The sequence below is a fragment of the Streptomyces sp. BK022 genome (assembly GCF_004217355.1).
Classification (GTDB): domain Bacteria; phylum Actinomycetota; class Actinomycetes; order Streptomycetales; family Streptomycetaceae; genus Streptomyces; species Streptomyces griseoluteus.
Genome location: NZ_SHKU01000005.1, coordinates 594,473 through 607,918, shown reverse-complemented (window position 1 = coordinate 607,918; position 13,446 = coordinate 594,473). Strand labels below are relative to the sequence as shown.

At 70.3% G+C, this 13,446-nt stretch carries 5 protein-coding genes, 1 tRNA gene and 1 rRNA gene; 6 read left to right on the top strand and 1 reads right to left on the bottom strand.

Translation table 11 applies throughout. From position 1 onward, the window contains the following. The 3 genes from rrf to EV284_RS23720 all read left to right on the top strand — a co-directional run. Positions 1-86 (top strand): 5S ribosomal RNA (gene rrf, locus EV284_RS23730); the annotation flags it as partial. Positions 87-203: 117 nt separating this feature from the next. Further along, positions 204-869, top strand: coding sequence for a DegT/DnrJ/EryC1/StrS family aminotransferase (locus EV284_RS23725; protein WP_130337527.1), 666 nt, complete (start codon positions 204-206; stop codon positions 867-869). 85 nt (positions 870-954) lie between these two features. After that, a tRNA-Thr gene (locus EV284_RS23720) sits at positions 955-1,027 on the top strand. A gap of 81 nt (positions 1,028-1,108) precedes the next feature. On the opposite strand, the gene EV284_RS23715 is transcribed toward EV284_RS23720, so the two are convergent. Further along, on the bottom strand, positions 1,109-3,865 hold the full coding sequence (locus EV284_RS23715) for a SpoIIE family protein phosphatase (RefSeq protein WP_130337432.1): 2,757 nt from the start codon (positions 3,863-3,865) through the stop codon (positions 1,109-1,111). A 321-nt stretch (positions 3,866-4,186) separates the two neighbouring features. Between EV284_RS23715 and EV284_RS23705 the strand changes: the two genes are divergently transcribed. From EV284_RS23705 to EV284_RS23695, 3 genes are all read left to right on the top strand, one after another. Next, entirely contained in the window at positions 4,187-9,646 is a 5,460-nt protein-coding gene (locus tag EV284_RS23705) for a HAMP domain-containing protein (protein WP_130337430.1), read from the top strand. 241 nt (positions 9,647-9,887) lie between these two features. Then, on the top strand, positions 9,888-10,565 hold the full coding sequence (locus EV284_RS23700) for a response regulator (protein ID WP_030803377.1): 678 nt from the start codon (positions 9,888-9,890) through the stop codon (positions 10,563-10,565). A gap of 125 nt (positions 10,566-10,690) precedes the next feature. Further along, positions 10,691-13,393: a DNA translocase FtsK gene (locus tag EV284_RS23695; RefSeq protein ID WP_207229113.1), complete on the top strand. Its 2,703-nt coding sequence runs from the start codon at positions 10,691-10,693 to the stop codon at positions 13,391-13,393. Positions 13,394-13,446: the final 53 nt, after the last annotated feature.

Sequence of the window (13,446 nt, the reverse complement as noted above, 5' to 3'; positions counted from 1 at the left end):
GTTACATTCCGAACCCGGAAGCTAAGCCTCACAGCGCCGATGGTACTGCAGGGGGGACCCTGTGGGAGAGTAGGACGCCGCCGAACTAATTTTGATAAAAGGGTTGGTCCCTGAACTTCGGTTCAGGGACCAACCCTTTTTTGTTGTCCGTAACTTGGCGTTCACGTCGTCCACCGACCATGTGCCGCATGGGTACTGCAGCAATGCTCAGGGCCGCCGGCGTGGGAGCCGGGGACGAAGTCGTCGTACCTGCCTTCGGGAACGCCGAAGTCGCCGAAGCGGTCGCCCTGGTGGGCGCGCGGCCGGTGTTCGCCGACATAGATCCGGTCACCTACTGCCTGGACGCGGTCTCTGTCGCGGCCTCTGTGACGGAGCGGACCGCGGGCGTCGTCGTGGTCCACCGGTTCGGCCGGCGGGCTGATGTGAGACCGCTGCGTGAACTGGGGAACCGGCGTGGACTGTTGGTGCTGGAGCGAGGTGAAGCCGACGCTCCGGGCGAGGAGTTGGTGCGGCGCCGGGAGCGGGCCGCTTATCTGGACGCCCGCCTGAGGGGAGTTCGGACGCCGGACAGCGGGGACGGGCACACCTACCAGCAGTACGTGGTCCGGGTGCCGGGGAACGGGCGGCCCGACCGGGACGCGTTCGCACGCGCCCTGCGGGCCAGGGGAGTTGCCTGCCGGATTCCCGTGCAGACCCCCGCCCACCGGCTGCCCGGGTTCCGGCGTCCCGGCTGGACGCTGCCGGAGACCGAGCGGGCCGCGGACGAGACGCTCGCGCTGCCCGTCGACCCGGCGCTGACGAAGCGGGAGATGCAGCGGATCGTCGCCGCCTGCAATGCTCTCGGCGGACTCCTCCAGCCTGCTTTCTGAACGAGCGGCGAACGGATTTGGGAAGCCGAGCCCCTTCAGGGTACGATCTTCTTGTTGCCGCGAGGGAAACCTCGAAAGCGACAAGGCCCCCATAGCTCAGTCGGCAGAGCGTCTCCATGGTAAGGAGAAGGTCAACGGTTCGATTCCGTTTGGGGGCTCAGCGATAAAGGCCCCACCCGTTCAGGGTGGGGCCTTTCGCATGTCCGCTGGCCCGCCCCGGCGGGGCGGGCCGGACGACCTCAGTCCTGCTGAAGCCCCGGAACCCGCATCGCCAGGATGGCCATGTCGTCGGAGGGCGCGTCGGAGGCGAAGCGCTCCACCGCGCGCAGCACGCGCGCCGCGACCGCGCCGGCCGTGAGCCCCGTACAGGTCGTCAGGACGTCCGCGAGACCGTCGTCGCCGAGCATGCGGGTGCCCTCGCGGCGTTCGGTGACGCCGTCCGTGACGCAGAGGAGTACGTCGCCGGGGTCCAGGGTGACCGTCTCCTCGTACAGTTCCAGGTCCTCGATGACGCCAAGGAGGGGCTGGGGTTCGGCGGCTGCGGTGACCGTGCCGTCCTGGCGCAGGCGCAGGGGGAGCGGGTGTCCGGCGCAGACCACCTTCAGTTCGGCGCCGCCGTCCTCCTGGGGGCGCAGCTCGCCGTAGAGCAGGGTCAGGAAGCGGCTGCGGTCGCCCTCGTCGAGGATCGCGGAGTTCAGACGCTCCAGGACCGCCGGGCCGCTGAGGCCCTCGCGGGCCAGCAGACGCAGGGCGTGCCGGGCGAGGCCGGTGACGGCGGCCGCGTTGGGGCCGGTGCCGCAGACGTCGCCGATGGCGAAGCCGTACGCGCCGTCGCCGATGGGGAAGAGGTCGTAGAAGTCGCCGCCGACCTCGTTGCCCTCGCCGGCCGCGCGGTAGATGACGTCGACCTCGACGCCGTCGATGGGCGGGAGGCCGGGCGGCAGGAGGCTGCGCTGGAGGGACTGGCTGATGGCCGTGCGCTCCGAGTACAGGCGGGCGTTGTCCAGGGCCAGGGCGGCCCGGCGGGACAGGTCCTCGGCCAGTTCCAGGATCTCCTGGCGGAAGTGTTCGTCGGTGGGCTTGCCGAGGGTCAGCATGCCGATGACGCGGTTGCGGGCCACCAGGGGCAGGACGACGGTCTCGCCGCCGACCGCCGAGGCCGTCGCCAGGGTGGGGCCGATGCTGGAGGCGAGCTGCTGGGTGGGGCCGCCGGAGAGCCCGAGGCTGCGCATGGAGCTGCGCAGGGCGGCCTGGTGGGCGACCTCGCCGGGCAGCGGCCAGACGCGGGCGCCGGGGGTCAGTACCGGGTCGGGCGGCGGGATCTTCGACAGCAAGGACTTGATGCCGTCGATGAACTCCTCGTCCTCGTGCAGGACGTACGACAGGTACGGGTCGGCGGACTGCTCGCTGATCGTGTAGACCGCGCACCAGGTGGCCAGGGTCGGCACGGTCATCTGTGCCATCAGGGCGAGGGTCTGGTCGCGGTCCAGGGTGCCGGCGAGCAGGTCGGACGCCTCGACCAGGAAGCTGAGCGAGCCTCTGCGCAGCCGCTCCAGCTCGCCGAGGCGGGCGGACTCCACGGCCAGCGCGATGCGGTCCGCGGCGAACTGGAGGCGCAGTGCCTCCTCGTTGGAGTACCTGCCCGGCGCCTCGGCCGCCACGCCGAGGGAGCCGGTGAGGCGGCCCTCCACCTTGAGCGGCACGGTGACCACCGAGCGCATCCCGGTGCCCGCCAGGAGCGGCACGGCGGCGCTGGGGACGGCGTTCAGGTCGTCGTGGACGGCGGGCATGCGCGCGGAGCCGTAGCGGCCAGGGCCGGCCTCGACGGGGACGCGGGCGAAGCGCTGGCGGGTGGAGGGCAGGCCGGTGGAGGCGCGGACCTCGAGTTCGGTCTCGTCGTCGGTGGCGAGCAGCAGGAAGGCGGAGTCGCCGTCGAGCATGTCGCGGGCGCGCTCGACGGTGCGCTGGAGGAGTCCGTCCAGGTCGTCGGGGGCGGGGGAGCCGATGAAGACCTCGAAGGGGTCCGCGTTCGGGCCGTCGGAGCCGCTCTGGTCGCCGGCGGGGACGCGGGAGGGGGTCTGGAGGACGGCGCGTTCGTGGTCGCGGACCAGCAGGCAGACGGTGGAGGGCTCGCCACCGGTGTCCCGGACGCGCAGGTGGGAGGCGTAGACAGGGGAGACGCGGCCGTCGGCGCCCCGGACGCCGTAGCTGCCCTCCCAGCGGGAGAGCTGGAGGGCCTCGGCGATGCCGGTGCCGGTGCCGGGGGTGTGCGGCCAGGCGGCGAGGTCGGTGAGGGGCTTGCCGACGACGTCGTCCGCCGGGTAGCCGAAGAGTTCCTCGGCGTCCTCGTTCCAGGCGCTGATGCAGCCCTTGCGGTCGATCTGGAGGACGGCCACGCGAACCCGGCTGTCGGCCAGGGGGAGCAGGTCGGGCGGAAGGGCCGGTCCGGCGGCACGGGTGCCGACGTGGCGTTCGGGCAGGTCGAGCTGGAACCAGACGTTCTTGTGCGTGGGGGTGTACTCGACGCCCCAGCGGGTGGCGAGCGCGGCGCAGAGTTGCAGGCCGCGGCCGCCCTCGCGGTCCGGGTTGCCCATGACGGCGTGCGCGCTCTGGAGCGGGACCTCGCGTTCGGGGTAGCGGTCGGAGACCTCGACCCGCGCGCCGTGCTCGGTGCGCAGGCACAGGACCTCGGCCTCGGTGCCCGCGTGGACCACGGCGTTGGTGACCAGTTCGCTGGTGAGCACCACGGCGTCGTCGACGATGTCCGCGAACCCCCAGCCCTGGAGGGTGTCGCGGACGAAGGCGCGGGCGGTCGCGACCGAACGCCCGACGGGCTCGAAGCTGGCGGCCGCGCGGGCGGTGATCACGGAACTCCTTGCTCTGTCGTCGACGTGCGTGAGCGGGGGGCCGGCCGGTCCGGACCGCTGCTGCGGGGTCCGCTCGCCCTTCGGCCGTGGCTCCGGGGGAGGTCCCCCCGAGATCAGTCCGGTGGTCACTCTGCGGCCGCCCCTCCGATGCCCGTGTCCTACTCGTGCCGCCGCCCAGGCCGGTCGGGCCGGTGCGGCTGGACAGCCGGATGCAAGGTTACTTACCTTCGCCGTCGCAGTGGATGCCGGTCGCCGGTTATCACCCCCCACGGTGTGCGAACCGTGTGCGAAGCTGTCGAACTGTTATGGCCTGGTTCGGCAGGGGTGAAACACTGGGCAGGATTTTGATGAAGGTCGGTTCGGGCTGCGTGCGTTCCGTGCGCGAAGGGCAGCAGCCCCAGGACGCGGCCGGGCACGGCAGTGGCGGTCTACCCCTCCGGGAGGGACACAGTGGAGTCTGGCGCAGCGACGCGGGGCAATAAGACGCGCGCGAAGGGCCGGCCGTCCCCGCGCAGGAGCGGTGGCGTCACCGAGGTGGACACGGCCGCCCTCCACCGGTTGCTCGCCGCGCTGGAATCCATGCGCGACGGGAACTTCCGCAAGCGGCTCACGGTGTCCGGCGACGGGGTGCTGTCGGAGATCGCGGCCGTCTTCAACGAGGTGGCCGACCGCAATCTGCACCTGACCGGTGAGCTGGCGCGGGTGCGGCGCACGGTCGGCCGGGAGGGCAAGCTCACCGAGCGGCTGGAGACGGGCGCCGGCGAGGGTTCCTGGGCGGCCGCGGTGGAGAACTCCAACGCGCTGGTCGACGACCTGGTGTGGCCGGTGTCCGAGGTCAGCCGGGTGCTGACGGCGGTCGCGGAGGGCGATCTGTCGCCGCGCATGGACCTGCGCACCGATGCGCCGGACGGGACCGGGCATCCGCTGCGGGGCGAGTTCCTGAAGGTCGGCCGGACCGTCAACAACCTGGTCGACCAGCTCTCCACCTTCACCGACGAGGTCACGCGGGTGGCCATCGAGGTCGGCACCGACGGCAAGCTCGGCGGGCAGGCGAAGGTGCGGGGCATGTCGGGTTCCTGGAAGGACCTGACGGAGTCCGTCAACACGATGGCGAACCGGCTCACCGCGCAGGTGCGGGACATCGCGCTGGTGACCACGGCGGTCGCGGGCGGCGACCTGTCGCGGAAGGTCACCGTGCAGGTGGCCGGCGAGATGCTGGAGCTGAAGAACACCGTCAACACGATGGTGGAGCAGCTCTCCTCGTTCTCGTCCGAGGTGACGCGGGTGGCCCGCGAGGTGGGTACCGAGGGCATCCTGGGCGGTCAGGCGCAGGTGCCGGGCGTGGCCGGGGTGTGGAAGGAGCTGACCGACTCCGTCAACACGATGGCCGGCAACCTGACCCTTCAGGTGCGCGGGATCTCCCAGGTGACGACGGCCGTGGCCAACGGTGACCTGTCGCAGAAGGTGACCGTGCCCGCGCGGGGCGAGGTGGCGCAGCTCGCCGAGACCATCAACCAGATGACCGAGACGCTGCGGATCTTCGCGGACGAGGTCACGCGGGTGGCCAACGAGGTCGGTGCCGAGGGGCGGCTCGGCGGGCAGGCGAACGTGCCGGGTGCGGCGGGGACGTGGAAGGACCTGACGGACTCCGTGAACACGGTGTTCCGGAATCTCACGACTCAGGTGCGGGACATCGCCGCCGTGACGACGGCCGTGGCCAGCGGTGACCTGTCGCAGAAGGTCACCGTCGACGTGGCGGGCGAGATGCTGGAGCTGAAGAACACCGTCAACGGGATGGTGGACCAGCTCTCGGCGTTCGGTGCCGAGGTGACGCGGGTCGCGCGGGAGATCGGTGTCGAGGGTGAGCTGGGCGGCCAGGCGCAGGTGTCGGGTGCGGCCGGTACCTGGAAGGACCTGACGGACTCGGTCAACACCGCGTTCCGGAACCTCACCGGTCAGGTGCGCAACATCGCCCAGGTGACGACGGCGGTGGCCAACGGCGACCTGTCGCAGAAGGTCACCGTGGACGTCTCCGGTGAGATGCTCCAGCTGAAGAACACCGTGAACACGATGGTGGACCAGCTCTCCAGCTTCGCCGACCAGGTGACGCGGATGGCCCGTGACGTGGGCACCGAGGGTCGGCTCGGCGGTCAGGCGCGGGTGGACGGGGTGTCGGGTACCTGGAAGGAGCTGACGGACTCCGTCAACTTCATGGCCGGGAACCTCACCTCCCAGGTGCGCAACATCGCCCAGGTGACGACGGCGGTGGCCAACGGCGACCTCTCGCAGAAGATCGACGTGGACGCGCGCGGCGAGATCCTGGAGCTGAAGAACACCATCAACACGATGGTGGACCAGCTCTCCGCCTTCGCCGACCAGGTGACCCGGGTGGCCCGTGACGTGGGCACCGAGGGTCGGCTCGGCGGTCAGGCGCAGGTACCGGGTGTGGCCGGGGTGTGGCGTGACCTCACCGATTCGGTGAACGGCATGGCGGGGAACCTCACCGCCCAGGTCCGCAACATCGCCCAGGTCGCGACCGCTGTGGCACGCGGTGACCTCTCCCAGAAGATCACCGTGGACGCGCGCGGGGAGATCCTGGAGCTGAAGAACACGCTGAACACGATGGTGGACCAGCTCTCGTCGTTCGCGCAGGAGGTCACCAGGGTGGCCCGTGAGGTGGGTACGGAGGGCATGCTCGGCGGTCAGGCCGAGGTGCAGGGTGTCTCCGGCACCTGGAAGGACCTCACGCAGTCCGTGAACTTCATGGCCAACAACCTGACGATCCAGGTGCGCAACATCGCCGAGGTCACGACGGCCGTGGCCAAGGGCGACCTGTCGAAGAAGATCACGGTCGACGCCAAGGGCGAGATCCTCGAGCTGGTCACCACGGTCAACACCATGGTCGACCAGCTCTCCAGCTTCGCCGAGCAGGTGACGCGGGTGGCCCGTGAGGTGGGCACCGAGGGCATCCTGGGCGGGCAGGCGCACGTACCGGGTGTCACGGGCATCTGGAAGGACCTGAGCAACAACGTCAACCTGATGGCCAACAACCTGACCATGCAGGTGCGGAACATCTCCCAGGTGGCGTCCGCGGTGGCCAACGGCGACCTGACGCGCCAGGTGACCATCGAGGCGCGCGGTGAGGTGGCGCAGCTCGCCGACACCATCAACACCATGGTGAAGACGCTGAGTTCGTTCGCCGACCAGGTCACCAAGGTGGCCCGTGAGGTGGGTACGGACGGCATCCTGGGCGGCCAGGCGCACGTGCCCGGTGTCGCGGGTACCTGGAAGGACCTCACCGAGTCGGTGAACGGGATGGCGTCCAACCTGACCGGCCAGGTGCGCAACATCGCCATGGTCACGACGGCGATCGCCAAGGGCGACCTGACCAAGAAGATCGACATCGACGCGCGGGGCGAGATCCTGGAGCTGAAGACGACGATCAACACGATGGTCGACCAGCTCTCCAGCTTCGCCGAGGAGGTCACCCGCGTCGCCCGCGAGGTGGGCACCGAGGGCCAGCTCGGCGGCCAGGCCCGGGTGCTCGACGTGGACGGCACCTGGCGCGACCTGACCGAGTCGGTGAACGAGATGGCCGGGAACCTGACCCGGCAGGTGCGTGCCATCGCCAAGGTGGCGACGGCGGTGACCCGCGGCGACCTGAACCTGAAGATCGACGTGGACGCGTCCGGGGAGATCCAGGAGCTCCAGGACTACATCAACAAGATGATCGCCAACCTGCGCGACACCACGATCGCCAACAAGGAGCAGGACTGGCTCAAGGGCAACCTCGCCCGGATCTCGGCGCTGATGCAGGGCCGCCGGGACCTGGAGGACGTCGCCTCGCTGATCATGAGCGAGCTGACCCCGGTGGTCTCCGCGCAGCACGGCGCGTTCTTCCTGACCATGCCGCTGCTGGACGGCCAGGATCTCGCCGGGGACGGCGAGGAGGAGTACGAGCTGCGCATGCTCGGCTCCTACGGCTGCTCCACGGGCGCCATGCCGACCTCGTTCCGGCCCGGTGAGGGGCTGATCGGGACGGCCGCGCAGGAGAAGCGGACGATCCTGGTCAGGGACGTGCCGAGCGGCTATCTGAAGATCTCCTCGGGGCTTGGGGAGGCCCCGCCGGCGCAGGTCATCGTGTTGCCGGTGGTGTTCGAGGGCAATGTGCTCGGGGTGATCGAGCTGGCGTCCTTCACGCCGTTCACGCACATCCAGCGGGACTTCCTCAACCAGATCGCGGAGATGATCGCCACCAGCGTCAACACGATCTCCGTCAACACCAAGACCGAGCAGTTGCTCAAGCAGTCCCAGTTGCTGACCGAGCAGCTCCGGGAGCGCTCGGCGGAGCTGGAGAACCGGCAGAAGGCGCTGCAGTCCTCCAACGCCGAACTGGAGGAGAAGGCCGAGCTGCTGGCCCGGCAGAACCGGGACATCGAGGTGAAGAACACCGAGATCGAGGAGGCCCGGCAGGTCCTGGAGGAACGCGCCGAGCAACTCGCCGTGTCGATGCGCTACAAGAGCGAGTTCCTCGCCAACATGTCGCACGAGCTGCGTACGCCGCTCAACTCGCTGCTGATCCTGGCCAAGCTGCTCGCCGACAACGCGGAGAGCAACCTGTCCCCGAAGCAGGTCGAGTTCGCCGAGACCATCCACGGTGCCGGGTCCGACCTGCTCCAGCTCATCAACGACATCCTGGACCTGTCCAAGGTCGAGGCGGGCAAGATGGACGTCTCCCCGACCCGGATCGCGCTGGTCCAGCTCGTGGACTACGTGGAGGCGACCTTCCGCCCGCTGACCGCCGAGAAGGGCCTGGACCTCTCGGTGCGGGTCTCGCCGGAGCTGCCCGCGACCCTGCACACCGATGAACAGCGCCTCCTCCAGGTGCTGCGCAACCTGCTGTCCAACGCGGTGAAGTTCACCGACTCCGGCTCGGTCGAGCTGGTGATCCGGCCCGCCGGCACGGATGTGCCGCAGACCATCCGGGAGCAGTTGCTGGAGGCCGGGGCGCTCACCGATCCGGACGCCGACCTGATCGCGTTCTCGGTCACCGACACCGGTATCGGCATCGCGGCCAGCAAGATGCGGGTGATCTTCGAGGCGTTCAAGCAGGCCGACGGCACGACCAGCCGCAAGTACGGCGGCACCGGCCTCGGGCTGTCGATCTCGCGGGAGATCGCCCAGTTGCTCGGCGGTGAGATCCACGCGCAGAGCGAGCCGGGCCGCGGGTCCACCTTCACGCTGTACCTGCCGCTGCACCCGAGCGAGCTGCCGCCGCAGGGCTACCAGCAGTCCGTGCCCCCGCTGGAGGCCGGTGAGCTGGTCGCCTCCGAGGCGCATCTGTCCGCCAGGCTCACGGAGCCCCGGGCAGAGACGCCGGCCGAGGTGAAGTCGTACCGGGAGACGCAGAACGGGCCCGCCGCCCTGTTCCGGCGGCGGCGCCGGAGCCTGTCCGAGGCCGAGCCGCGGCCGGAGCAGTCGATCACCGTCGAGCAGCCGGAGGACACCGGGCGGCCGGTGCGCGCGGTGCGGTTCGGCGGCGAGAAGGTGCTCATCGTCGACGACGACATCCGCAACGTCTTCGCGCTCACCAGCGTGCTGGAGCAGCAGGGCCTGTCGGTGCTGTACGCCGAGAACGGCCGCGAGGGCATCGAGGTCCTGGAGCAGCACGACGACGTGGCCGTGGTGCTGATGGACATCATGATGCCCGAGATGGACGGGTACGCGACCACCACCGCGATCCGCAGGATGCCGCAGTTCGCGGGACTGCCGATCATCGCGCTGACCGCGAAGGCGATGAAGGGCGACCGGGAGAAGGCGCTCCAGTCGGGCGCCTCCGACTACGTCACCAAGCCGGTCGACCCCGATCACCTGCTGGGCGTCATGCGCCAGTGGATGCGGCCGGAGTGACGGCGCGACAGGACCGGTCACGGGGGCGCGGTGCGCGGCGCGGGCCAGGTGTGGGAACCTCGGATTCCGGGAACCTTCCAGGCTCTGCCCGCGTTTGAACCGTGTGCACCGTGACATCGCGGTGACAGGGTGTGGCGACGGGCGGGGTGCGGCTACGATGACCGGCACAAGGACGGGCGGCGAAAGGGAGTCGTCCTCTGGGGCGGCGCCCGGTGTACCGCCGGGGCGAGGAGGGCGGGCCATGGTGCAGAAGGCCAAGATCCTCCTGGTCGATGACCGGCCGGAGAATCTGCTCGCGCTGGAGGCCATCCTCTCCGCGCTCGATCAGACGCTGGTGCGGGCATCTTCCGGGGAGGAAGCGCTCAAAGCACTGCTCACGGACGATTTCGCGGTCATCCTGCTGGATGTCCAGATGCCGGGTATGGACGGCTTCGAGACGGCCGCGCACATCAAGCGGCGGGAGCGGACCCGGGACATCCCGATCATCTTCCTCACCGCGATCAACCACGGCCCGCACCACACCTTCCGGGGTTACGCGGCGGGCGCGGTCGACTACATCTCCAAGCCGTTCGACCCGTGGGTGCTGCGCGCCAAGGTCTCGGTGTTCGTCGAGCTGTACATGAAGAACTGCCAGCTGCGCGAGCAGGCGGCGCTGCTGCGGCTCCAGCTGGAGGGCGGGCAGAAGGACACCGTCGACAGCAAGGAGCCCGCCGGGCTGCTCGCGGAGCTGTCCGCCCGGCTCGCGGCCGTCGAGGAGCAGGCCGAGGCGCTTTCCAAGCAGCTGGACGACGAGTCAGCCGACGCGGCCGCGGTGGCCACGGCCGCGCATCTGGAGCGAAAGCTCACCGGTCTGCGCCGGGCGCTGGACGCCCTGGAGCCGGGCGCCGACGGCTCCGCCCCACTCCCTCCGCAGAGTTGACGCCCCGCCGGATCTCCGGCCACCCATGAGCGGGCGTCAATTCGACGCCCTGCCAAGGGCGACACGAACGGGTGAAGCAGTGGGCACACGTGTCCGCTGTCGTCTCCCCCGGTAACCTCGGTCCCATGGCCTCACGTCCCTCCGCAGCCAAGAAGCCGCCCGCCAAGAAGGCGGCCGCTCCCGCGAAGGCTCCGGCGAGGAAGGCGGTCGCCAAGAAGGCCCCGGCCAAGAAGGCGCCGGCCCGCCGGGCTCCGGTCCGCAAGGCACCGCCCAAGCCCGCGCCGAGCCCCACCGGGGGCCTGTACCGGCTCGTCCGTGCCGTCTGGCTCGGCATGGCGCACGCCGTCGGCGCCGTCTTCCGGGGCATAGGGCAGGGCGCGCGCAACCTCGACCCGGCCCACCGCAAGGACGGGATCGCACTGCTGCTGTTCGCCGTCGCGCTGATCGTCGCCGCCGGCACCTGGGCCGATCTGAGCGGACCCGTCGGTGACCTGGTGGAGATCCTGGTCACCGGCTCCTTCGGCCGCCTCGACCTGCTGGTGCCGATACTGTTCGCGGTCATCGCCGTCCGGTTCATCCGGCACCCCGAGCAGCCCGAGGCCAACGGCCGGATCGTCATCGGCCTGTCCGCGCTCGTCGTCGGCGTGCTCGGCCAGGTGCACATCGCCTGCGGCTCGCCCGCGCGGGACGACGGCATGCGGGCCATAAGGGACGCCGGCGGCCTCATCGGCTGGGCGGCCGCCACCCCGCTGACGTACACGATGAGCGAGGTGCTCGCGGTACCCCTGCTGGTGCTGCTCACCGTGTTCGGGCTGCTCGTGGTCACCGCCACCCCGGTCAACCACATCCCGCGCCGGCTGCGCGCCCTCGGCATCCGCCTCGGTGTGCTGCACGACTACGCGGCCGACCTGGACGACGTCGAGGGCTACGACGAGCGGTGGCGCGACGAACCGCCGGCCCGCCCCCGGAGCCGCCGGGGCGGCCCGCAGGACCACGACCCCGACGCCGCCGAGGACGAGGCGCTCACCCGGCGCCGCCGCCCCCGCAGGGCCGCTCGGTCCGAGCCGCGCGAGATGGACGCGATCGACGTGGCCTCGGCGGCCACCGCCGCGCTCGACGGCGCGGTGCAGCACGGCATGCCGCCGTCCCCGGTCGTCGCCGACCTCACCCAGGGCGTGAGCGTGGGGGACCGCGAGGAGACCACCCCGGTCCCCGTGCCGTCTCCGGCGTCCTCGTCCAAGCCCGTGCCGGGCAGGAGGAACACCGACTCCGGCGTCCTCGACCTCACCAAGGCACCCCCCGAGGTGCCCCGCGAAATGCCCGCCCGCGCGGAGCAGCTCCAGCTCTCCGGGGACATCACCTACTCGCTGCCCTCGCTGGACCTGCTGACCCGGGGCGGCCCCGGCAAGGCGCGCAGCGCGGCCAACGACGCCATCGTGGACTCCCTGCGCACGGTGTTCTCCGAGTTCAAGGTGGACGCCGCCGTCACCGGCTTCACCCGGGGCCCGACGGTCACCCGTTACGAGGTCCAGCTCGGCCCGGCCGTGAAGGTCGAGCGGATCACGGCGCTCGCCAAGAACATCGCGTACGCCGTCGCCAGTCCGGACGTGCGGATCATCAGCCCGATCCCCGGCAAGTCGGCCGTCGGCATCGAGATCCCCAACACCGACCGGGAGATGGTCAACCTCGGTGACGTGCTGCGGCTCGCGCAGTCAGCCGAGGACGACGACCCGATGCTCGTCGCGTTCGGCAAGGACGTCGAAGGCGGCTACGTGATGCACTCGCTGGCCAAGATGCCGCACATGCTGGTCGCCGGCGCCACCGGCTCCGGCAAGTCGTCCTGCATCAACTGCCTGATCACCTCGATCATGATGCGGGCGACCCCCGAGGACGTCCGGATGATCCTGGTCGACCCCAAGCGGGTCGAGCTGACCGCCTACGAGGGCATCCCGCACCTGATCACGCCGATCATCACCAACCCCAAGCGGGCCGCCGAGGCCCTGCAGTGGGTGGTGCGCGAGATGGACCTGCGCTATGACGACCTCGCCGCCTACGGCTTCCGGCACATCGACGACTTCAACCGTGCCGTCCGCGAGGGCAAGGTCACCCCGCCCCTGGGCAGCGAGCGCGAGTTGCAGCCGTACCCGTATCTGCTGGTGATCGTGGACGAGCTGGCCGACCTGATGATGGTCGCCCCGCGTGACGTCGAGGACGCGATCGTCCGCATCACCCAGCTCGCCCGCGCCGCCGGCATCCACCTGGTCCTGGCCACCCAGCGGCCCTCGGTGGACGTGGTCACCGGTCTCATCAAGGCCAACGTGCCCTCCCGGCTGGCCTTCGCCACCTCCTCGCTGGCCGACTCCCGGGTCATCCTCGACCAGCCCGGCGCGGAGAAGCTGATCGGCAAGGGCGACGGGCTGTTCCTGCCCATGGGCGCCAGCAAGCCGACCCGTATGCAGGGCGCGTTCGTGACGGAGGAAGAGGTCGCGGTCGTCGTCCAGCACTGCAAGGACCAGATGGCGCCGGTCTTCCGGGACGACGTCACCGTGGGCACCAAGCAGAAGAAGGAGATCGACGAGGACATCGGCGACGACCTCGACCTGCTGTGCCAGGCGGCCGAGCTGGTGGTCTCCACACAGTTCGGGTCGACGTCCATGCTCCAGCGCAAGCTGCGGGTCGGCTTCGCCAAGGCGGGCCGGCTGATGGACCTCATGGAGTCCCGGAACATCGTCGGACCGAGCGAGGGTTCCAAGGCTCGTGACGTTCTTGTGAAGCCTGACGAACTGGACGGCGTGCTCGCCGTGATTCGCGGGGAGTCTGACGGTTAGGGCTTCGGGCCGTCCGGCGTGTCGGGACTGCGCCGGGTGGCGGCACCACCGTG